Consider the following 22,041-nt stretch of genomic DNA (forward strand, 5'->3'; position numbering starts at 1 on the left):
AAGGTGTCCGATCAGCCGCCGCGCGAAGCCTTCTTGCGGTCGCTTTCGGTCAGCCCCTTCTTGCGAAGGCGGATTTCCTTCGGGGTGATCTCGACCAGCTCGTCGTCTTCGATGAAGTCCAGGGCCTGCTCCAGCGAGTACTTGATCGCCGGGGTCAGCTGGATCGCATCGTCCTTGCCCGAAGCGCGCATGTTGGTCAGCGGCTTGGTCTTGATCGCGTTGACGGTCAGGTCGTTGTCCTTGGAGTGGATACCGATCAGCTGACCTTCGTACACGTTGTCGCCTTCAGCAGCGAACAGCTTGCCGCGTTCCTGCAGCGGCCCCAGCGAGTAGGCGGGGGTGGCGCCCGGCGCATTGGCGATCATCACGCCGTTCTGGCGCTTGGCGATGGCGCCCTGTTCCTTCGGGCCGTAATGGTCGAACACGTGGAACAGCAGGCCCGAACCCTGGGTCAGGGTCTTGAATTCGTTCTGGAAGCCGATCAGGCCACGGGCCGGGATCTGGTACTCCAGGCGCACACGGCCCTTGCCGTCCGGCTCCATGTTCTTCAGCTGGCCCTTGCGGGTGCCCAGCTTTTCCATGACACCGCCCTGGTGCTGTTCTTCGATGTCCACCACCAGCTGCTCGATCGGCTCCATGGCCTGGCCGTCGATCTGCTTGATGATGACTTCCGGGCGCGACACGGCCAGCTCGTAGCCTTCACGACGCATGTTCTCGATCAGCACCGACAGGTGCAGTTCGCCACGGCCGGAGACCAGGAACTTGTCGGCGTCTTCCAGCTGCTCCACCTTCAGGGCCACGTTGTGGACCTGCTCGCGGTCCAGGCGGTCTTTGATCTGGCGGCTGGTCAGGAACTTGCCACCGGACAGGTCCTTGTTGCCGGCGAACGGCGAATTGTTGACCTGGAAGGTCATCGAGATCGTCGGTTCATCGACGGTCAGCGCCGGCAGTGCTTCCGGGGTGTCCGGGTGGCACAGGGTGTCGGAGATGGTCAGTTCCTGGATGCCCGAGATGGCGACGATGTCGCCGGCTTCGGCGGTGTCCTGCTCGATGCGCTCCAGGCCCAGGAAGCCCAGCACCTGCGCGACCTTGCCGTTGCGCTTCTTGCCTTCACGGTCGATCACCGCGACCTGCATGTTCTTCTTCAGGGTGCCGCGCTGGATGCGGCCGATGCCGATCACGCCCACGAAGTTGTTGTAGTCCAGCTGGCTGATGCGCATCTGGAACGGACCTTCCGGGTCCACTTCCGGCTTCGGCGCGTGCTGCATGATCGCTTCGTACAGCGGGGTCATGTCGCCGTCGCGCACGCTGTCTTCCAGGCCGGCATAGCCGTTCAGGGCCGAGGCGTAGACGATCGGGAAGTCCAGCTGCTCATTGGTGGCGCCGAGCTTGTCGAACAGGTCGAAGACCTGGTCGATCACCCAATCCGGACGCGAGCCCGGGCGGTCGACCTTGTTCACCACGACGATCGGCTTGAAGCCCATCGCGAAGGCCTTCTGGGTGACGAAACGGGTCTGCGGCATCGGGCCGTCCATGGCGTCAACCAGGATCAGCACGGTGTCCACCATCGACAGCACGCGCTCCACTTCGCCGCCGAAGTCGGCGTGTCCGGGGGTGTCGACGATGTTGATGCGGTTCTTGACGCCGGTGCGCTTGTCTTCCCAGGTGATGGCCGTGTTCTTGGCCAGGATCGTGATGCCACGCTCCTTTTCCTGATCATTGCTGTCCATGACGCGTTCAGCGAGCACGGTGCGCTCGGAAAGCGTGCCGGACTGCTTGAGCAGCTGGTCGACAAGGGTGGTCTTACCGTGGTCGACGTGGGCGACGATGGCGATGTTGCGAAGATTTTCGATAGACATGCGAAAGGGGGCCAGTCGGCGCCGGATTTGGAAAAAGAAGTCCAACATTATACGGCTTCCATGACCAAACGCGAAAACTACCTTTCGCCTATTCAGGTAGAGCCCCGCCCCGCGTGGCTTCGGGGGCAGGAAAGGCGGTTCCCGGGGCGGCGGTGGCGACCGGGCGCGTGGCGACGCGTTCATGAGACTGGCGCACGTCGTTTCAGGGGGCGCGGTGTATCCTTACGGGCTGACAACAACCCGAATACCAAGGATCCCCATGTCCCTCATTGCCACCTTCGACACCACCCAGGGCCCGATCAAGGTCGAGCTGTTCGCCGACAAGGCGCCCAAGACCGTCGCCAACTTCGTGAACCTGGTCAAGAAGGGCTTCTATGACGGCCTGATCTTCCACCGCGTGATCCCGGACTTCATGATCCAGGGCGGCTGCCCCAAGGGCCAGGGCACCGGCGGCCCGGGCTACAAGTTCGAGGACGAGAAGAACGGCGTGAAGCATCAGATCGGCTCGCTGTCCATGGCCAATGCCGGCCCGAACACCAACGGCAGCCAGTTCTTCATCACCCACATCAAGACCGACTGGCTGGACGGCAAGCACACCGTGTTCGGCCAGGTGCTGGACGGCCAGGCCATCGTCGACTCGGTCAAGCAGGGCGACGTGATCCATTCGATCACCCTGGAAGGCGACACCGACGCCGTGCTGGCCGCGCAGGCCGACCAGGTCGCCGAGTGGAACAAGATCCTTTCGGCCTGATCCTTTCCAGCGGCCTCCCATGACGGGAGGCCGTTTCGCGTTTACGGCCGCCCCGCCAGGTCTTTCCCCGCCCGGTGGCCACTCCCACACAGCTTCTTAGCAGAGGAAATCCCCATGAAAGCACCTGTTCGTGTTGCCGTGACCGGCGCCGCCGGCCAGATCGGCTACGCCCTGCTGTTCCGCATCGCCTCCGGCGAAATGCTGGGCAAGGACCAGCCGGTCATCCTGCAGCTGCTCGAGCTGCCGGTCGACAAGGCCCAGGCCGCGCTGCGCGGCGTGATGATGGAACTGGAAGACTGCGCGTTCCCGCTGCTGGCCGGCATGGTCGGTACCGATGACGCCGAAGTGGCATTCAAGGATGCCGACATCGCCCTGCTAGTCGGCGCGCGTCCGCGCGGCCCGGGCATGGAGCGCAAGGACCTGCTGCTGGAAAACGCCAAGATCTTCACCGCGCAGGGCGCGGCGCTGAACAAGGTCGCCAGCCGCAACGTGAAGGTGCTGGTCGTCGGCAACCCGGCCAACACCAATGCCTACATCGCCATGAAGTCGGCGCCGGACCTGAACCCGCGCAACTTCACCGCCATGCTTCGCCTGGACCACAACCGCGCCCTGAGCCAGCTGTCGTCCAAGCTCGGCAAGTCGGTCGGTGGCATCGAGAAGCTGGTCGTGTGGGGCAACCACAGCCCGACCATGTACCCGGACTACCGTTTCGCCACCGCCGACGGCGCGTCCGTCGCCGATGCGATCAACGACCAGGAATGGAATGCCGGTACCTTCATTCCGACCGTGGGCAAGCGCGGCGCGGCGATCATCGAAGCCCGTGGCTCGTCCTCGGCTGCCTCGGCCGCCAATGCCGCCATCGACCACGTGCGCGACTGGGTGCTGGGCAGCAACGGCAAGTGGGTGACCATGGGCGTGCCGTCTGACGGCTCCTACGGCATCCCGGAAGGCGTGATCTTCGGCTTCGCGGTGACCACCGAAAACGGTGAGTACACCCTGGTCAAGGACCTGCCGGTCGACGACTTCAGCCAGAAGTACATCGACAAGACCCTGGCCGAGCTGGAAGAAGAGCGCAGCGGCGTGGCCCACCTGCTGGGTTGATCGCGCGCAGCGGTTGCTTATGAAAAACGCCGGGCTTGCCCGGCGTTTTTTTATTCCGCTACCCGGCGCGCAACCGCCCGGCATCCGTCGCCGGCGGGGCGCCGAACACGCGCGCGTAGTCGCGGCTGAACTGCGAGGGGCTCTCGTAGCCGACGCGGAAGCCGGCGCTGGCCGCGTCCAGTGCATCGCCCACCATCAACCGGCGTGCCTCCTGCAGGCGCAGGCGGGTGCGGAATTCCAGCGGGCTCAGCGTGGTGATCGCCTTGAAGTGTTCGTGGAAGCTGGAGCGGCTCATGCCAGCCACCTCGGCGACCTGTTCGATGCGGCACGGCTCATGGAAATTCGTCTTGATCCACGCAATGGCACGGGCGATCTGGTTGAGCCGGCTGTCGGCCTGCGCGATGTGGCGCAGGATGCCGCCGCCGGGTCCTTGCAGCAGCCGGTACAGCAGTTCGCGCACGGTCAGCGGTGCCAGCGCGTCGATGTCCGCGGGCGCGTCCAGCAGCGCCAGCAGGCGCACCGCCGCGTCCAGCAGTTCCGGGCTGGTGTGGTTGAGCGACAGCCCGCTGGCGGGTGCCGGCACACGCGCCGGCGCGGCCGGGTGGGCGAGGGCGAGTTCGGACAACGTGGCCAGGTCCAGGTCCAGCTGCAGGCACAGATAGGGCCGTTCGGGACTGGCCTGGATCACCGACCCCATCACCGGCAGGTCCACCGAGGCGATCAGGTAATGCTGCGGGTCGTAGCGGTATGAGGCGGTGCCCAGATGCGCCTGTTTGACGCCTTGGCCGACCAGGCACACGGTGGGTTCGTAGATCACCGGCATGGGCAGTGTCGGCGATGCGGCGCGGATCAGCTTCACGCCCGGCAGTGCGACGGCGTGCGTGCCGTCGCTCGGCGCGTGGCGGTCCAGCAGGGCAACGAAGGCGTCGAGTCGGTCCATGCCGCGGGATGGTACAGGCGGTCAGGCGCAGCGCGCGTGTGGGTCGGACGATCGTGCAAGCCTGCCGGACGCACGGGCTATCGCCTCCCGGGGCCGCCGCCGGAAGATTCCCGGCAGTTCCCCTGACCCGAGGCCCTGCCGATGACCACCACCGCCCTCAACCACTACCGCCTGCTCGGACGCTCCGGCCTGCGCGTGTCGCCGCTCTCGCTGGGCACCATGACCTTCGGTGCCGACTGGGGTTGGGGCGCCGACGACGCCGAGGCCGCGCGCATCTTCGATGCATATGTCGAGCGCGGCGGCAACTTCATCGACACCGCCGTGAACTACACCGACGGCAGCGCCGAACGCATCCTGGGCCGGCTGATCAAGAACATGCGCGAACGCATCGTGCTGGCCACCAAGTTCACCATGGCGCGCGAGGCCGGCAATCCCAATGCCGGTGGCAACCACCGTCTCAACCTGGTGCGTTCGGTGGAAACCAGTCTGCGCCAGCTCGATACCGATCGCATCGACCTGCTGTACCTGCACGCGTGGGATTTCACCACGTCGCCCGACGAGGTGATGCGCGCGCTCGACGATCTGGTCCGCGCGGGCAAGGTGCTTTACCTGGGCATCTGCAACACGCCGGCATGGCGCGTGGCGCAGATGCAGACCCTGGCCGACCTGCGCGGTTGGTCGCCGTTCGTCGCGCTGCAGATCGAATACAGCCTGCTCGAGCGCACCGTGGAGCACGAGTTGATGCCGATGGCCGAAGCGCTCGGTCTCGGCGTGCTGCCCTGGTCGCCACTGGGCGGCGGGGTGCTCACCGGCAAGTACAGCCGCGCGGATCTGACCGACGACAATGCCGCCGACGTATCGCCCACGCGCAAGGGCGTGATCGCGTCCACTGGACACCTGACCGGGCGTGCCCTGGACATCGCCGACGTGGTCGGTGCGATCGCCGAGGAGCTGGGCGCCAGCCGTTCGCAGGTTGCCCTGGCCTGGACGCTGCGGCATCCGGCCGTGGTCTCGCCGGTGATGGGCGCGCGCACCCTGGCGCAGTTCCAGGACAATCTCGGTGCGTTGGACATCGTGTTCAGCGATGCGCAGCTGCAACGCCTGGACGCGGCGAGCGCGCCGGCACCGATCTTTCCCGCGCGTTTCATCGCACGGCCGATGGCACAGCAGCTGATCAGTGGGGGAAGCCGGATCCGGAGCCGGTAGCACCGGGCCGTCCTACGACCAAGGTCGGACGGCCGGCCCACCGCCATCGGACTATGCTCGATCCCATGACTTTGTCTGGGAGGGCTGTCATGCGTTACGAAGAGGTTTACCGGCGATCCATCGACGAACCCGAGGCGTTCTGGGCCGAGGAGGCGGAGCGGATCTACTGGCACAAGCGGCCGGAGCAGATTCTCGACTACAGCAACCCGCCGTTCCGGCGCTGGTTCGTGGGTGGGGAAACCAACCTCTGCTACAACGCCGTGGATCGCCACCTGGTCGACCGCCCCGATCAGCTGGCGCTGGTGGCCATCTCCACCGAAACCAACAGCACCCGCGAGATCAGCTACCGCGAGCTTTACCGCGAAGTGAATGCCTTCGCCGCCGTGCTGCAGCGGCTGGAGGTGCGGCGCGGCGACCGCGTGGTGATCTACATGCCGAACATGGCCGAGGCGGTCTTCGCCATGCTGGCCTGCGCCCGCATCGGCGCCATCCATTCGGTGGTGTTCGGTGGGTTCGCCGCGCACAACCTGGCGTTGCGCATCGATGACGCCGAGCCGAAGCTGCTGATCATCGCCGACGCCGGCAAGCGCGGCGGCAAAGTGATTCCGTACAAGGCGATGGTGGACGCGGCATGTGCCGAAGCGCAGTCGCCGCCGCCGCACGTGTTGATCGTGTCGCGCGGGCTGGACCCGGCCGAACCGAAGGTGCCGGGGCGTGACCTCGATTACGCCACGCTGCGCGAGGAAGTGGGCGACCAGGACGTGCCGGTGGTGTGGCTGGAGTCGAGCGAACCCAGCTACCTGCTGTACACCTCGGGCACCACCGGCAAGCCGAAGGGCGTGCAGCGCGACGTGGGCGGCTATGCGGTGGCGATGGCGCAGTCGATGGAGACGGTGTTCGACTGCAAGCCTGGCCAGGTGATGTTCTCCACCTCGGACGTCGGCTGGGCGGTGGGGCATTCCTACAACGTCTACGGTCCGCTGATCGGGGGCTGCACCTCGCTGCTGTACGAAGGGCTGCCCACCAACCCCGATCCGGGCATCTGGTGGGCGCTGTGCGAACAGTACGGCGTGCGCACGCTGTTCTCGTCGCCTACCGCCATCCGCGTGCTCAAGAAGCACGATGTCGACTTCATCCGTCGGCATGACCTGGAGGCGCTCAAGTATGTGTTCCTGGCCGGCGAGCCGCTGGACGAGCCCACCGCGCACTGGATCAACGATGCGCTCGGCAAGCCGATCATCGACAACTACTGGCAGACCGAAACCGGTTGGCCCGCGCTGACGCTGCTGCCGGGTGTGGACATGAAGCCGGTGCGTTTCGGCTCACCGGGTTTCGCCAATCTCGGCTACCGCATGAAGGTGATCGACGAGAATACCGGTGCGGAAGTCGAACCGGGGCAGAAGGGCGTGCTGGTGATGGTGCCGCCGTTGCCGCCGGGCTGCATGAGCACGGTGTGGAAGGACGATGCGCGCTTCATCCAGAGCTACTTCAGCCACTTCAAGGAGCTGCTGTACAGCTCGCTGGATTGGGCGATCCGCGATGAAGACGGCTACACCTTCATCCTCGGCCGCACCGACGACGTGATCAACGTGGCCGGCCATCGGCTGGGCACGCGCGAGATCGAGGAGTGCATTTCCGGCCACCCGCTGGTGGCCGAGGCGGCGGTGATCGGAGTCAAGGACGAACTCAAGGGCCAGGTGCCGCTGGTGTTCGTCACCCTCAAGCAGGCCATCGACGACGACGGCAGTGCGGTGGTGGCCGAGATGATGCAGCGGGTCACCCAGAGCCTGGGCGCCGTCGCCCGGCCGGCCCACATCCACCTGGTCAACGCGCTGCCAAAGACCCGCTCGGGCAAGCTGCTGCGCCGCTCGCTGCAGGCCCTGGCCGAACACCGCGACCCGGGCGACCTGTCCACCCTGGACGATCCGGGCGCGCTCGACGAGATCCGCAGGGCGCTGGGGAGGTAGCGCTTAGCGCCGGCCGGACATCCCCGCCAATGGCAGGGGGCTGGCTCCGGTTGCCCGGTCACCACGTCCCGTGTTGCGGTGCATTACCCGCGCTTGAAGACCTCGGGTAAGCTGCGGGGGTGATCGTGACGGGCCGGATACGTGCCACGCCGGGGATGGCGTGCACGGGCAGGCCGGTGCCTGGACGATCGCAAGGGGGCGTACGTGTGCCGGTGACCGCCGGTCCGTGCGTGCAGGGGGACCAGGCAACAGGGGGAAACACATGGCGTATATCCATGCCAAGACGGCCGCTGGCCGTCAGGAAATCGAAGACCGTGCGCGCCGGCTGCCGCCAGGATTGCGCTCCATTCTGCTGATGGTCGATGGTCAGCGCGATGACGACGAATTGACCGGCATGTTACCGGGCCTGCGCGCGCCCGATGACGCGCTGGAGCAGCTGGCACAGATGGGGCTGATCGAGATCACCGGCGGCTCGCTGGCACCGGCCGCGCCGCGCGCGCTGACCGCCGGGCGCGAACAGGACCCGCAGTTGTACAAACAGCTGTATGACTGGATGAGCGAATCGGTGCGCAAACACCTCGGCCTGAAGGGCTATTTCATGCAGCTCAAGATCGAGCGCTGCACCGACGCGTCCGGCCTGGAAAAGCTGTGGCCGGAAATGGCAGCGGCAGTGTCCAAAGCCAAGAGCCCGGCGCTGGCCAACCGCTGGCTGGAAGAAACCCGCGCACTGCTGCTCAACACACCGCAGCCGGCCTGAGCGGCGCGGCAGCGGGCAGCGGCATTGGCGTACATTGGCGTCCTTTCCGGGCACCGAGGGCAAACGCATGGACGAGCAGAACACCGACACCTCCGGCGGCGACGGCACCCCCGGCTGGGATGCCATCAATGCCGCGCTGGCACCGCTGTACCCGGGGCAGGAGCCGCGCCACTTCGGCACGGCGCTGCCCTATACGCTGGGTGGGCGCGATCCGCTGGATGGCATCAGTGTCTACCGCGCCGAGTTGCCACGGCCGCACTGGCACTACGTGACCTATGGCTTCTCCGAGCTGTACGACAAGCAGAGCGATGACGCCGACAGCAGCGGCTTCGGCTTCGAGCTGACCTTCCGGCTGGCCGTGGAAGACGGCGAGGATACGCCGCCGGTGTGGCCGATGAACCTGCTGCAGAACCTGGCGCGCTACGTGTTCGCCAGCGGCAACGTCTTCGAGGCGGGCCACCACATGAATGCCAACGGCCCCATCGCGCTGGACACCGATACCTGCCTGCGCCACCTGGCCTTCATGCCCGATCCGCAGCTGCCGGCACGGGCCACCGCCAATGGCCAGCTGGCTTTTCTGCAGGTGATCGGCGTGAGCGATGCGGAGATGGCAGCGATCAAGCGCTGGTCGACCGACGGCGTGCTGCAGGCACTGGCGCCGCGCATGCCGTTGTGGATCACCGACCTGCACCGTGCATCACTGTTGGATGATCCGGCGCTGGCGCTGCTTCTGCAGCAGGGCAGCGAACGCGAAGGGTCGAGCACCGCCGTGCTGTTCGTGGAGACGCTGGGCTGGCGCGAAGAAGGCGAGGGCGTGGTACTCGTGCTGGGCGCCGGGCAGGTGCCCAACGTGCTGGAGTTGTTGCCGCTGCGTCTGCAGCATGGCCATCCGCTGACCATCGTCAGCCGCGAGCGCGAATGGGAATTTGTGCCGGGTGCGGAGGATGCCGTGCGTGCGGTCGCGGACGGCATGCGCTGCACGTTGTCCGCGCGGGGGCTGGCCACGCTGCAGCAGCAGGTGCGTGCCGAACGTGGCCGCTATCCAGTACCGGGCATGGGGCTGGTGGTGGAAGTCGTGCCAACCACCTTGCGCGATGCGCAGGACAACGTGGTGCGCGAGATCGGGTGATGGCGGGCATGAAAAAGCCCGGCGTGGCCGGGCTTTTTCGGTGTCGATCATTGATCAGCCAGGCATGGCCTGGCTCTACGGCAGCCAGGCAGAGCCTGGCTCTACGGCACGTCCTTAATTCAGGCCTTCGGCCTTGAGTGCCGCCTGCACGCCGGTGTCGGCGTCCATGCGGGTCTTGTACGCGGCCAGGTTGTCCAGGCCGGACAGGTCGACCTTGGCGGCGTTGGCCCAGCGCAGGGTGATGTAGAAGTAGGGATCGGCGAAGCTGCGGAAACCGGCCAGCCACGGCTTGTCGGCCAGCTGGCGGTCGGCGGTTTCGAACAGGCCGCGCAGGCGCTTGCGTGCGGCGGCGCGAATCGCGTCGAACTGGCTCTCGTCGGCGATGAACTTGGCCGGGCCGAACAGCGGCGAGAACGCCGGGTGCACGTCGGAATTGACGAAGGACAGCCAGCGGGCCGCTTCGGCGCGCTGCTGCGGGCTGCCGTCACCGCCCAGCCCGGCCAGCGGGAAGGAGTCGGCGATGTAACCCATGATGGCCGCGTTCTGGGTCAGCACGAAGCTGCCGTCAACCAGGGCGGGCACCGCGCCGGCGGGATTGATCGCCAGGAACGCGGGTGCCTTCATGGTGTCCTTGTCCAGGAGTTCCACCTCGAAAGGCTGGCCGGTCCATTGCAGCGCGATATGGTCGGCGGTGGAACAGGCACCGGGCTTGCTGTACAGCTTCATGGGGACTCCGTTCGGGGTCGGTGGTGGAAACCACCACTATCCCAGAGGCCCGGGGCGCGCGGCAACGGCGCGCCGGCAACAGATCGTTACGACTGGCGGGGCTTGAGGCTCTGCACCTTATAGAAGGTGTGATCGCCAATCGTCGCCACCTGGTAGGCGTTGCGCCAGCTCGGGTTGGCGATGGCCAACGCCGCGAAGTGGCTCGCACCGGGCACGATTTCCTTGCGCTCACCCACCGGCAGCGCCCAATTGCGCTCGGCGTCGAAGGCCACGGTCATCGCCTCTTCCCAGGCATCGGTGTTGGCCAGCTGGGTGCCCGGCGCCACGATCGTGGGGGCGAACTGCTTGCGTGCGGTCACCACCTTGCACATCGAGTCGCCCCACAGCCCGCTGTCCAGGCGGCGCAGGGCCACTTCCGCAACGGCCTGCTGGCCGCGCAGGGTCTGGTCACGCGCTTCGAGGTAGACGGTCGTGCTCAGGCACAACGAATCGGCGGCCGGCTGGGGCAACAACTGCGACAGCCAGAGAATCCAGGCCAGTTTCATAAATCTCCTTGCTCCGTATGGGCCGCACCTGGCTGTCCACCCGACTCTGCGGGATGGGGCAAGGCGTACGACTTGGCGTCATGGGGAGGCGACCATCGGGGCCGCCCGTTGGCGGCACCCTGGGAAGTCGGGGGCCGCGCGCTCACTCGAACTGGGTGGTGAGCGGGAAAGTTGGCGCACGATAGGGGGGCATTTCGCAACGCATCCTGAATCGAATGGCTTGACATTCAGGTTCGGAAGGGGGTGGATTTTGCCCATTCAGGTCGCGGGCAACGGTCCTCACCTACCCAACGGAGGCGGCGCCGGCTGGAGGACATAGGCCGTTCGGCAGGGTATTTCCGTGTCGGAAATACACGCGCATCGGTCGTGCAATTCAGCATCGCCAGGGCACGACCGTGGGTGGTGCAATCAGCGCCGGTAGGGCACGACCGTTGGTCGTGCCCTCGGCCAACGTCAGAGCGAAGCGGCCAACTGGCTGCCCTGCTGGATCGCACGTTTCGCATCCAGTTCCGCAGCCACGTCGGCGCCGCCGATCAGGTGCGCCTGGACACCGGCGGCCAGCAGCGCGGCATGCAGGTCGCGGCGCGGTTCCTGCCCGGCGCACACCACCACGTGGCTGACCGGCAGGGTCTGTTCCTGGCCGTCCACGCGGATGCGCAGGCCGTCATCGTCGACCCCCAGGTATTCCACGCCGCCGAGCATCTTCACGCCCTTGGCCTTGAGCGTGGCGCGGTGGATCCAGCCGGTGGTCTTGCCCAGCCGCGCGCCCGGCTTGCCGGGGCTGCGCTGCAGCAGCCAGACCTTGCGCGCGGGTGCTTCCGGTTGCGGCCGGGCCAGCGCACCGCGCGCCTCGAACGTGGGGTCCACGCCCCATTCGGCCATCCAGCGCGAAGCGTCCAGTGCCGACGACGGTCCCGCGTGATGCACCAGGAATTCGCCGACATCGAAGCCGATGCCGCCGGCACCGATGATGGCCGCCTCGGACCCCACCTGCACCTTGCCCAGCAGCACGTCCAGGTAGGTGACCACCTTGGGGTGGTCAGCCCCCGGGAAGGCGACCTGGCGCGGGGTGATGCCGGTGGCGACCACGACGTCGTCGAAGCCTGCCAGCGTGCCCACGTCGGCGACGGTGTCGAGCTTCACCTCGACCCCGGTCTCTTCCAGCAGGTGGCGGAAATAACGCAGGGTCTCGTGGAACTCTTCCTTGCCGGGGATGCGCTTGGCCACGTTGAACTGGCCACCGATCTCACTGCCGGCGTCGAACAGCGTGACCCGGTGGCCGCGCTGGGCCGCCACCGTGGCGCAGGCCAGCCCGGCCGGACCGGCACCGACCACCGCGACCGTGCGCGGCGCGGCGGTGGGGCGGTAGACCAGCTCGGTTTCGTGCACCGCGCGCGGGTTGACCAGGCAGCTGGCGGTCTTGTTCTCGAATACGTGGTCCAGGCAGGCCTGGTTGCACGCAATACAGGTATTGATCGCCTGCGGGCGGCCGGCGCGGGCCTTGTTGGCCCATTCCGGGTCGGCCAGCAACGGCCGCGCCAGCGACACCATGTCGGCGCCGCCACCGGCCAGGATCTGCTCGGCCACATCGGGCATGTTGATGCGGTTGGTGGCGATCACGGGCACCCGCACATGCGGCTTCAGTTTGGCGGTGACGCCGGCGAAGGCCGCACGCGGCACCGAGGTGGCGATGGTCGGGATGCGTGCCTCGTGCCAGCCGATGCCCGAGTTGATCAGCGTGGCGCCGGCCGCTTCGATCGCCTTGGCCTGCTGCACGATCTCGTCCCAGTTGCTGCCGTCGTCGACCAGGTCGACCAGCGACAGCCGGTAGATGATGATGAAGTCCGGCCCGCAGGCCTCGCGGATGCGGCGCACGATTTCCACCGCGAACTGCATGCGCTGGGTCGCGTCGCCGCCCCAGCGGTCGCTGCGCAGGTTGGTGCGCGGGGCGATGAATTCATTGATGAGATAGCCTTCCGAGCCCATCACTTCCACGCCGTCGTAGCCGGCCTCACGGGCCAGGCGCGCGCTGCGGGCGTAGTCGGCGATGTGGCGCTCCACCCCACGCGCCGACAGGGCACGCGGCGTGAACGGATTGATCGGCGCCTTCTTCTTCGACGGTGCCACCGACAGGGGGTGGTAGGCGTAGCGCCCGGCGTGCAGCAGCTGCAGGCAGATCTTGCCGTCGTGCGCATGCACCGCGCCGGTCAGCTGGCGGTGCGGGCCCACCTCCCACGGCCAGGACAGCTTGCCGCCGAACGGCTTCAGCCAGCCCACCACGTTCGGCGCATAGCCGCCGGTGACGATCAGGCCCACCCCACCGGCCGCGCGTTCGGCGAAATACGCCGCCAGCCGGGGAAAGTCGCGTGCGCGGTCTTCCAGGCCGGTGTGCATGGACCCCATCAGGATCCGGTTGCGCAGGGTGGTGAAGCCCAGGTCGAGTGGGGCGAACAGATGGGGATAAGCGGGAGTTTCGGCGGCTGGCGACATAAAGATACGCTTGCGTACGGTTGGGGCGAAGGGTGCCGCGAATCGCCTTTGCACGCAAGGGTTACCGCATGGCGGGCGCGGGTTCCGGCTTGCGGATGCCGAACAGGGGAAGGGTGTAGCCGCAGAGGGGGCCGATGAGCAGGGCGAAGGCGAGGGTGCCCAGGCCGACGTTGCCGCCCAGCTGCCAGCCAATCACCAGCACGGTGCCTTCGATCAGGCTGCGCACGACCCAGATCGGCCAGCCGGTGCGGGCGTGCAGCCCGGTCATCAGGCCGTCGCGCGGGCCCGGGCCGAAGCGGGCGCCGATATACAGGCCGGTGGCCACGGCCACCAGCAGCAGGCCAAGCACGAACATCGGTACCTGCCAGGCCAGGCCGTGCACCTCCGGCAACAGCCACAGGCCGAACTGGGCGCTGGGACCGATCAGCAGCACGTTCAGCACCGTGCCCAGTCCCGGCTTCTGCCGGATTGGCCACCACAGCAGCAGCACCAGCGCGCCGATCACATTGGTGGCCACCCCGAACGACAGCGGCGTCTGCAGTGCGATGCCCTGCGAGAGCACATCCCACGGCGCCACGCCGACCGCGGCACGGATCATCACCGCCGCGCCCATGCCGTACAGGAACAGGCCGATCAACAGTTGCAGCAGGCGCAGGGGCAGCGAGGTGGGCATGGTGGCGTTACCGGGGAGGAGCCCTGACTGTAGGCGTCGGCGTCCGACGCCGACAGATACAGATGCATGCGATTGCGCGCACACAGTAGAGCCGGGCTCTGCCCGGCTTTCATTACCTGCCCGGCGTTCATTACCAGCCCGACAGCACCAGCTTGCCGATCACGCCGCCGCCTTCCAGCAGGCGATGCGCCTCGCGCAGGTTCGCCGCCGTGATCGTGCCCAGCGAGGTGTGCGCGGTGGAGCGCAGCTCGCCCGCATCCACCAGGCTGGCCACGCGGCTGAGAATGCGGTGCTGTTCGATCATGTCGGGCGTGCGGAACCGGGCCCGCGCGAACATGAACTCCCAATGGATGCCGATGCATTTGGCCTTGTAGGGATCGCCGATGCGCAACGCGCCACGCGGTTCCACGATCAACCCGACATGGCCCTGCGGCGCCAGCAGTTCGCCGATCACGTCCCAGTAGCGATCGGTATCGGCCAGGTTGAGCACCACGTCCACCTGGCCGACGCCCAGCGCCAGCAGCTGCGCGGGCAGGGGCTGGTGATGATCGATCACGTGGTCGGCCCCCATGCGCCGGCACCACTCGGCCGACGCGTCGCGCGATGCGGTGGCGATCACCGTGAAGCCCGCATGCCGCGCCAGCTGGGTTGCGATGGAGCCGACGCCGCCGGCACCGCCGATCACCAGCAGCGTCTGCCCCACGTGGCGACGCCCATCGAAGTGCAGTGGCATGCGCTGGAACAACAGTTCCCAGGCCGTCAGTGCGGTCAGTGGCAGCGCGGCGGCCTCGGCGAAATCCAGCGTGGTTGGCTTGCGGCCGACCAGACGTTCGTCCACCCACTGCCATTGGGCATTGCTGCCGGGGCGGGTCACATCGCCGGCGTAATACACCTCGTCGCCCGGAGCGAACGCGATGACGTCGGGACCGACAGCTTCAACGATGCCGGAAGCGTCATAGCCAAGCACGCGCGCGGGAACGTTTTCGCCCTTTTGTGAGACGCGCTGCTTGGTATCGACCGGGTTGACGGAAACAGCTTGTATGCGCACCAGCAGGTCCGCAGCCTGCGGATTGCCCGGGTCGACGATCTCGATGTCCTGCAGGGAATCCGGGTCGTCAATCGGCAGAGCGTGGGTCAGGCCTACGGCTTTCATGGCAACTCCGTGGGGGGAATTTCCCCTCATCATACGGTCGACACCGAACCTGTTTCTGCGCTGAATCAATGCATGCCGCGAATCTGCATCAAATACTGTGGCGAGTCCTTGAAATCTCTGAGAAAGTGGCAAAACCCTTGTCATTGTTGGGTCTTGCGGAACTTCATCAACCTGTATAGGGTGCCTCCAGCTGGACCGGTGGAGGTCTGGTCGCCGTCTTCACATGTTACGTGACCGTTAACATCACCTTCACTCCCCTGAGCATAATGTTCGCGGCGGTGGCGTGCTGAATCGGCAGTCTGAAAACGACGCAGTAGTGCTGGCCCATGCCTCTACCGGTTTCATACCCCCGAAATAGGAGCTGTATTACATGAACAAGAAGATCCTCACTGCCGCGCTGCTGGGCGGCCTGGCATTCGCCCAGGCGGCCTCGGCGCAGGAGTTTGATGACCGTTGGTACCTGACCGGTTCGGCTGGCTTCAACTTCCAGGATAGCGACCGTACGACCAACGACGCTCCGTTCGTTACCCTGGGCCTTGGCAAGTTCATCAGCCCCAACTGGTCGCTGGACGGTGAGCTGAACTACCAGAACCCGAACTTCGATGCCAACCAGGATCTGAACTGGAGCCAGTACGGCGTCTCGGTCGACCTGCGTCGCCACTTCATCTCCGAAGGCCGTGGCTGGAACCCGTACCTGTTGATGGGCCTGGGCTACCAGAAGTCGGAAGAAGAGTTCGACAACTTCCCGTCGCCGGACAGCCCGGGTGAGCGCAAGGACGGCAACTTCGCCGCCAAGGTCGGCGTCGGCCTGCAGACCACCTTCGACAAGCGCGTTGCTGTTCGCGCCGAAGTGGCCTACCGCGGTGACTTCGACGACAAGAGCGTTGCTGCTCCGGACGAAAGCTGGTTCGGCGACGTGCTGGCCTCGGTCGGCGTCGTGATCCCGCTGGGCCCGCCGCCGGTTGCTGCCGTGCCGGCTCCGGCTCCGGTTGCCCCGAGCTGCGCAGACCTGGATGACGACGGTGACGGCGTCAACAACTGCGACGACAAGTGCCCGGATTCGCAGCCGGGTCAGACCATCGGTCCGGACGGTTGCCCGGTGCCGGTCTCCATCGACCTGAAGGGCGTCAACTTCGACTTCGACAAGTCGACCCTGCGTCCGGACGCGCGTGCGATCCTGGCTGAAGCCACCCAGATCCTGACCCGTTACCCGGATCTGCGTGTCGAAGTCGCTGGCCACACCGATCTGTGCGGCAAGGACGACTACAACCAGAAGCTGTCCGAGCGTCGTGCGACCACCGTGTTCAACTATCTGACCGAGAACGGCGTGAGTGCCGGCCGTCTGACCGGTCCGATCGGTTATGGCGAGAGCCGTCCGTTGGAGCAGACCCCGCAGACCTTCCCGGCCTGCAAGAGCGAGAAGAACCGTCGTACCGAGCTGAACGTCCAGAACTAATCCTTCTGGTAGTACAGCCTCAGGACAGGGCCCGGCATTGCCGGGCCCTGTTTTTTTTGTGGAATCAATAAGAAATCCAACAAGTTGCCGTATTCATTGAATGTGAGACCTTGAAAGCCGTTGTGGCGCTGTTAAACTCGGCGCGTCGACCCCTTTCCTGGATGCATCCCATGCTGCGTATTGCACTGGCCGCCGCACTTGGCCTGGCCCTGGTTCCCACCGCCTACGCAGCCGTGGATTGCTCGGCATCGGCCGCCAGCGTCAAGCCGCTGCCGCTGCCGGCCACCGCGATCGCGCCGGTGGCGTCCGAGCTGTACATCCGCAACGTGCAGCTGGGCATGCCTGCGGGCGTGCTGACCTCCAACTTCGACCAGCGGCAGTCGCTGGACAGCGTGCTGCAGCGCCTTCGCATTGACGGCTGCCAGAACATCGCCAAGGCGATGCCGGGCGCACCTGCGATCAAGCCGAACGACCCGGCGGCCTACAAGCCGCAGACTGAATTTGACAACACGCCGTGGCGCTTCGACATGAGCCAGAACGGCAAGCGCATGACCGCCGACGAGTTCGACGCCTGGATGAAGTCGCGCGGCGTGCGCGTGGTCAAGCCGCGTGCGGCTGCCGCCGCACCGGCACCCGCCGTCGAAGCACCGGCTGAGACCAAGCCGGGCGGCAAGAAGTAAGCAACGCGCGCGGCACCCGATGCGTAACCGTCGACCCCCAGCCGCGCCAACCGCTCGACCACGCCGCGATCCGCGGCGTGCGTCCGCTCCCGCCAGACCAGCGGCCCAGGCCAGCGATGCGCCACGCCACGGGCTGGCGCGCGTGCTGTCCAAGGCCGGGCTGTGCTCGCGCACCGAAGCGGCGCGTTGGATTGGCGAGGGCCGGGTGACGGTCGATGGCCGCACCATCAACAATCCCGAATTCCCGATCATCGACGGCCGCCACGTAGTGCGTGTCGATGGCCAGCCGTTGGATGCGCCGCGCCGCCTGCACATCGTGCTCAACAAACCGCGCGGCCTGGTCACCACCGCGCAGGATGAGCGCGGGCGCGACACCGTGTACCGCTGCTTCGATGGGGCAGGGCTGCCATGGCTGGCGCCGGTGGGCCGCTTGGACAAGGCCAGCGAAGGGCTGCTGCTGTTCAGCAACGACCCGCAGTGGGCCGCGCAGCTGACCGATCCGGCCACCGGGCCGGACAAGACCTACCACGTCCAGATCGATGCCATCCCCGATGCCGCGCAGCTGGCCGCGCTGTGCACGGGCGTGGACGACGAAGGCGAGTTCCTGCGCGCCCGCCAGGCGCGCCTGCTGCGCAGCGGCGACAAGACCGCCTGGCTGGAAGTGGTGCTGGAGGAAGGGCGCAACCGGCATATCCGCCGGCTGCTGGCCGCCTTCGATATCAACGTGCTGCGCCTGGTGCGCGTGGGCATTGGTCGCCTGCCGCTGGGCACGCTGGCCAAGGGCGCCTGGCGCGAACTGGAGCCGCACGAACTGGAACTGCTTGCCGCCACGGCCGACGGCGCCGTGGCCGATGCGTGAGATTGGGCAAGGGATGGCCTGCAACCGAGATTTCGTTCACTACCGGGAGTAATGCCATGAATGCCCACCCCCTCACCCGTTCCCTGCTGCGCGGCGCCTGCCTGCTGTTGCCGGTCGCACTCCTGAGCGCCTGCGGGGGCCACAAAGAGGTGGCCAAGGCCGCTCCGCCGGTGACCGACAAGATTGTGGAGATCCAGCCGTCCGAACGCGACGCCCTGGGGGCTTACCGCTTCAACATGAGCGAAGGCGACAAGCGCATGAGCGCCGACGAGTTCGAAGCGTGGATGAAGTCCAACGGCATCCGCGTGGCTAAGGGCAACCCGAATGCGGCGCCGGCGGCCAAGCCGGTGGTGGTAGCCACCAAGCAGGACCCGAAGGACAAGAAGAAAAAGAAATGACGCGCGTTGCGCGCGTCATTTCGTAGCGCCGGGCTCAGCCCGGCGACCGACGCAGCGGGGCAGAGCCCCGCTCTACGTCGGCCGTTCGTCAGGCTTTGATCACACCCAACTCCAGCCCGATGCGGGTGAACGCATCGATCGCGCGGTCCAGGTGCTGGCGCGTATGCGCCGCGCTGATCTGGGTGCGGATGCGTGCCTTGCCCTGCGGGACCACCGGGAAGAAGAAGCCGATCGCGTAGATGCCTTCTTCCAGCAGGCGCTCGGCGAACTTCTGCGCCAGCGGCGCGTCGTACAGCATCACCGGGCTGATCGGGTGCACGCCCGGCCGCACATCGAAACCGGCGGCGGTCATCTTCTCGCGGAAGTACGCGGTGTTCTCGGCCAGCGTGTCGCGCAGGTCGTCGGCGGCGGCGAGCATGTCGAACGCCTTGATCCCGGCGGCGACCACGTGCGGCGGCAGCGAGTTGGAGAACAGGTAGGGGCGCGAGCGCTGGCGCAGCAACTCGATCACCTCGGCGCTGGCGCAGGTGAAGCCGCCCAGTGCGCCGCCCATCGCCTTGCCCAGGGTGCCAGTGATGATGTCGATCTTCTCCAGAACGCCCTTGACCTCGGCCGAGCCGCGGCCGGTGGCGCCCAGGAAGCCGGTGGCGTGGCATTCGTCGATGTGGACCAGCGCGTTGTACTTCTTCGCCAGCGCGGTGATCTCGTCCAGCGGCGCAATGAAGCCGTCCATCGAGAACACGCCGTCGGTGGTGATCAGCTTGGTCCGGCAGCCGGCGGCATCGGCGGCCTGCAGCTGGGCCTCCAGGTCGGCCATGTCGCAGTTGGCGTAGCGGAAGCGCTTGGCCTTGCACAGGCGCACGCCGTCGATGATCGAGGCATGGTTGAGCGCGTCGGAGATGACCGCGTCGTGTTCACCCAGCAGCGGCTCGAACAGGCCGCCGTTGGCGTCGAAGCAGGCCGCGTACAGGATGGTGTCCTGCTTGCCGAAGAACGCGGCGATCTGCCGCTCCAGCTGCTTGTGCAGGTCCTGGGTGCCGCAGATGAAGCGCACCGAGGCCATGCCGAAGCCGTGGCTGTCCAGCGCGTCCTTTGCGGCCTGGATCAGGTCCGGGTGGTCGGCCAGGCCCAGGTAGTTGTTGGCGCAGAAGTTCAGCACCGTGCGGCCGTCGTCCAGGGTGATCTCGGCCGACTGCGGGCTGGTGATCACGCGCTCGGACTTGAACAGGCCCTGGGCGCGGATCGCCTCCAGTTCCTCAACGTAGTGCTGGGTGAGCGGGGAGGTCTGGGCGTCGGTCATGGCAGGCGGTCTTTGGCACGGGAAAACCGGGATTTTACCTGTCGGGGCGGGCGAGGGGGCCGTGCCGGCAACCGGCGGTCAAGCCCTGGACACGGAAACGGTTGCGCATGAGATTGTTGCATCGCAATATCAATCAGGTTAAAAATCTGTAAACCCCGCTGCATCCGCCCCCACGTCCCGGAGAGACCCCGCATGAACCACGCCACGCGCTGTACCGCCGCCGTTGTGCTCTGCGCCGCCTTGCTTGCCCCGTTTGCCGCCAGTGCCCAGGACGAGGCCGAGTCTCCGTTCAGCTGGAACGTCACCGGCGTGTCCGATTACGTGTTCCGCGGCGTCTCGCAGACCGATGAGGACCCGACCGTGCAGGCCGGTTTCACCTACACCTCGCCGGTCGGGCTGTACGCCGGTGTCTGGGGGTCGGGCGTGGACTTCGGTGATGGCGGTCCCGATGCCGAGGTCGACTACTTCGTCGGCTATGGCGTGGACATCACCGACAGCCTCAACTTCGACGTGATGCTCAATCACTACAGCTACCCCGGTTCGAGCGAACTGGCGTACACCGAGCTGATCACCAAGACCAGCTTCGCCGAGCATTACAACGTGACCGTGGCCTACACCAACGACGTCTGGAATACCGACACCGACGGCTGGTACTTCGCGGCCGGCACCGAATGGGCGCTGCCGAAGGAGTTCAACCTGACCGCCAACGTGGGCCGCAGCACGTTCAAGGACACCGTCGCCAAGGATTACACCGACTGGAACATCGGCGTGAACCGCACCTGGGGCCTGTTCACCCTGGGCCTGGGCTACTACGGCACCGACGGCAATGGCCGCGACAACTCCGGCAAGCTGGCCGACAACCGCGTGGTGTTCACCGTCGCCGTCGGGAAGTAGGCAGCGCCCGCTGGTCGATACACCGATCAAAGAAAAAGGCACCCGATGGGTGCCTTTTTCGTACCGCACCGTTGATCGTGACGGCCTCAATTCCAGCTCAGTACCACCTTGCCGGCCTTGCCCTGTTCCATCAGGTCGAAGCCCTTCTGGAAATCGTCGATCGGCAGCTGGTGGGTGAGCACCTTGCCGAGCGGGAAGCCGGACAGCACCAGCTGGGTCATCTTGTACCAGGTCTCGTACATCTTGCGGCCGTAGATGCCCTGCACGGTCAGGCCCTTGAAGATGATCTTGTCCCAGTCGCAGCCGGCGCCCTTGGGCATGATGCCGAGCATGGCGATCTTGCCGCCGTGGTACATGCAGTCGAGCATGTCGTTGAACGCGCGCGGGTTGCCGCTCATTTCCAGGCCCACGTCGAAGCCCTCCATGTGCAGGTCCTTCATCACGTCCTTGAGCGAGGTGTTGGACACGTTCACCACGCGGGTGGCGCCCATGTCGGCGGCCAGCTTCAGGCGGAAGTCGTTGACGTCGGTCACCACCACGTTGCGTGCGCCGATGTGCTTGCAGATGCCGGCGGCAATGATCCCGATCGGACCGGCGCCGGTGATCAGCACGTCCTCGCCGATGACGTTGAATTCCAGCGCGCAATGCGCGGCATTGCCGTAGGGGTCGAAGAACGCGGCCAGTTCCGAGGGGATCTGGTCGGGGATCGGCCACAGGTTGCTGGCCGGCATCACCATGTATTCGGCGAAGGCGCCGTTGACGTTGACGCCGATGCCCACCGTGTTCGGGCACAGGTGCGGACGGCCACCGCGGCAGTTGCGGCAATGGCCGCAGACAATGTGGCCTTCGGCCGACACGCGCTGGCCGATCTCGTAGCCGGTGACGCCCGGGCCGATTTCGGCGATGCGGCCGACGAACTCATGGCCGATGGTCAGGCCCGGCTTGATCGTGCGCTGGCTCCACTCGTCCCACAGGTAGATGTGCAGGTCGGTACCGCAGATGGCGGTCTTCTCCAGCTTGATCAGGACCTCGTTCGGGCCCGGCACCGGCACCGGCACGTCTTCGAGCCAGATGCCCTTGGCGGCTTCGCGCTTGACCAGGGCCTTCATTGTTTGCTGCGCCATCGGGGTGGAACTCATCTGGGGGAAAGGCGGAAT

The 22,041-nt window shown here is 66.4% G+C and carries 20 protein-coding genes; 11 read left to right on the plus strand and 9 right to left on the minus strand.

Annotation, left to right across the window (positions count from 1 at the left end; all coding sequences use genetic code 11):
- Nucleotides 1-11: 11 nt before the first annotated feature.
- Entirely contained in the window at nt 12-1,859 is a 1,848-nt protein-coding gene (typA, locus tag ACOZHM_RS17985; RefSeq protein WP_421570672.1) for a translational GTPase TypA, read from the minus strand.
- A 259-nt stretch (nt 1,860-2,118) separates the two neighbouring features.
- On the opposite strand from typA, the gene ACOZHM_RS17990 reads away from it, so the two are divergent.
- Together ACOZHM_RS17990 and ACOZHM_RS17995 are read left to right on the plus strand one after the other, a co-directional pair.
- Nucleotides 2,119-2,610: a peptidylprolyl isomerase gene (locus ACOZHM_RS17990; RefSeq protein WP_421570674.1), complete on the plus strand. Its 492-nt coding sequence runs from the start codon at nt 2,119-2,121 to the stop codon at nt 2,608-2,610.
- 114 nt (nt 2,611-2,724) lie between these two features.
- Entirely contained in the window at nt 2,725-3,711 is a 987-nt protein-coding gene (locus tag ACOZHM_RS17995) for a malate dehydrogenase (RefSeq protein WP_038690241.1), read from the plus strand.
- 58 nt (nt 3,712-3,769) lie between these two features.
- Here ACOZHM_RS17995 and ACOZHM_RS18000 read toward each other — a convergent pair whose 3' ends face one another.
- Nucleotides 3,770-4,651 (minus strand): AraC family transcriptional regulator N-terminal domain-containing protein, encoded by an 882-nt coding sequence (locus ACOZHM_RS18000; RefSeq protein WP_421570675.1) that lies wholly within the window; start codon nt 4,649-4,651, stop codon nt 3,770-3,772.
- Nucleotides 4,652-4,792: 141 nt separating this feature from the next.
- Between ACOZHM_RS18000 and ACOZHM_RS18005 the strand changes: the two genes are divergently transcribed.
- From ACOZHM_RS18005 to ACOZHM_RS18020, 4 genes are all read left to right on the plus strand, one after another.
- Nucleotides 4,793-5,857, plus strand: a complete 1,065-nt coding sequence (locus tag ACOZHM_RS18005) for an aldo/keto reductase (protein WP_421570676.1) — start codon at nt 4,793-4,795, stop codon at nt 5,855-5,857.
- 89 nt (nt 5,858-5,946) lie between these two features.
- Complete coding sequence (gene prpE / locus ACOZHM_RS18010) at nt 5,947-7,824, plus strand: propionate--CoA ligase (RefSeq protein ID WP_421570678.1); 1,878 nt, start codon at nt 5,947-5,949, stop codon at nt 7,822-7,824.
- A 262-nt stretch (nt 7,825-8,086) separates the two neighbouring features.
- Nucleotides 8,087-8,581: a hypothetical protein gene (locus ACOZHM_RS18015; RefSeq protein ID WP_421570679.1), complete on the plus strand. Its 495-nt coding sequence runs from the start codon at nt 8,087-8,089 to the stop codon at nt 8,579-8,581.
- Between the two features lie 67 nt (nt 8,582-8,648).
- Complete coding sequence (locus tag ACOZHM_RS18020) at nt 8,649-9,710, plus strand: suppressor of fused domain protein (RefSeq protein ID WP_421570680.1); 1,062 nt, start codon at nt 8,649-8,651, stop codon at nt 9,708-9,710.
- Between the two features lie 114 nt (nt 9,711-9,824).
- Here the strand turns inward: ACOZHM_RS18020 and ACOZHM_RS18025 are convergent, their stop codons facing one another.
- The 5 genes from ACOZHM_RS18025 to ACOZHM_RS18045 all read right to left on the minus strand — a co-directional run bounded on the left by ACOZHM_RS18025 (nt 9,825) and on the right by ACOZHM_RS18045 (nt 15,297).
- Complete coding sequence (locus tag ACOZHM_RS18025; RefSeq protein WP_421570682.1) at nt 9,825-10,436, minus strand: glutathione S-transferase N-terminal domain-containing protein; 612 nt, start codon at nt 10,434-10,436, stop codon at nt 9,825-9,827.
- Between the two features lie 86 nt (nt 10,437-10,522).
- The gene (locus ACOZHM_RS18030; RefSeq protein ID WP_421570683.1) at nt 10,523-10,981 is read right to left on the minus strand and encodes a cell wall hydrolase; all 459 of its coding nucleotides are present in this window, start codon (nt 10,979-10,981) and stop codon (nt 10,523-10,525) included.
- Between the two features lie 453 nt (nt 10,982-11,434).
- Entirely contained in the window at nt 11,435-13,471 is a 2,037-nt protein-coding gene (locus tag ACOZHM_RS18035) for an FAD-dependent oxidoreductase (RefSeq protein ID WP_421570684.1), read from the minus strand.
- A 61-nt stretch (nt 13,472-13,532) separates the two neighbouring features.
- The gene (locus ACOZHM_RS18040; RefSeq protein WP_421570685.1) at nt 13,533-14,144 is read right to left on the minus strand and encodes a YczE/YyaS/YitT family protein; all 612 of its coding nucleotides are present in this window, start codon (nt 14,142-14,144) and stop codon (nt 13,533-13,535) included.
- Between the two features lie 130 nt (nt 14,145-14,274).
- Nucleotides 14,275-15,297, minus strand: coding sequence for a zinc-binding alcohol dehydrogenase family protein (locus ACOZHM_RS18045; RefSeq protein ID WP_421570686.1), 1,023 nt, complete (start codon nt 15,295-15,297; stop codon nt 14,275-14,277).
- A 370-nt stretch (nt 15,298-15,667) separates the two neighbouring features.
- Here ACOZHM_RS18045 and ACOZHM_RS18050 point away from each other — a divergent pair, with 370 nt between their 5' ends.
- The 4 genes from ACOZHM_RS18050 (at nt 15,668) to ACOZHM_RS18065 (ending at nt 18,690) form a co-directional block, all read left to right on the plus strand.
- Entirely contained in the window at nt 15,668-16,753 is a 1,086-nt protein-coding gene (locus ACOZHM_RS18050) for an OmpA family protein (protein WP_421570687.1), read from the plus strand.
- Between the two features lie 170 nt (nt 16,754-16,923).
- Nucleotides 16,924-17,433, plus strand: coding sequence for a hypothetical protein (locus tag ACOZHM_RS18055; protein ID WP_421570688.1), 510 nt, complete (start codon nt 16,924-16,926; stop codon nt 17,431-17,433).
- Nucleotides 17,434-17,452: 19 nt separating this feature from the next.
- The gene (locus ACOZHM_RS18060; RefSeq protein ID WP_421570689.1) at nt 17,453-18,292 is read left to right on the plus strand and encodes a pseudouridine synthase; all 840 of its coding nucleotides are present in this window, start codon (nt 17,453-17,455) and stop codon (nt 18,290-18,292) included.
- Between the two features lie 56 nt (nt 18,293-18,348).
- Entirely contained in the window at nt 18,349-18,690 is a 342-nt protein-coding gene (locus ACOZHM_RS18065) for a hypothetical protein (protein ID WP_421570690.1), read from the plus strand.
- An 88-nt stretch (nt 18,691-18,778) separates the two neighbouring features.
- Here ACOZHM_RS18065 and kbl read toward each other — a convergent pair whose 3' ends face one another.
- Nucleotides 18,779-19,990: a glycine C-acetyltransferase gene (kbl, locus tag ACOZHM_RS18070; protein WP_421570691.1), complete on the minus strand. Its 1,212-nt coding sequence runs from the start codon at nt 19,988-19,990 to the stop codon at nt 18,779-18,781.
- Between the two features lie 192 nt (nt 19,991-20,182).
- Between kbl and ACOZHM_RS18075 the strand changes: the two genes are divergently transcribed.
- Nucleotides 20,183-20,884: a TorF family putative porin gene (locus ACOZHM_RS18075; RefSeq protein WP_421570692.1), complete on the plus strand. Its 702-nt coding sequence runs from the start codon at nt 20,183-20,185 to the stop codon at nt 20,882-20,884.
- Nucleotides 20,885-20,970: 86 nt separating this feature from the next.
- Here ACOZHM_RS18075 and tdh read toward each other — a convergent pair whose 3' ends face one another.
- Nucleotides 20,971-21,993, minus strand: a complete 1,023-nt coding sequence (tdh, locus tag ACOZHM_RS18080) for an L-threonine 3-dehydrogenase (protein WP_313348133.1) — start codon at nt 21,991-21,993, stop codon at nt 20,971-20,973.
- Between the last annotated feature and the right edge of the window lie 48 nt (nt 21,994-22,041).

The organism is Stenotrophomonas sp. PD6, assembly GCF_049199305.1.
Taxonomy (GTDB): domain Bacteria; phylum Pseudomonadota; class Gammaproteobacteria; order Xanthomonadales; family Xanthomonadaceae; genus Stenotrophomonas.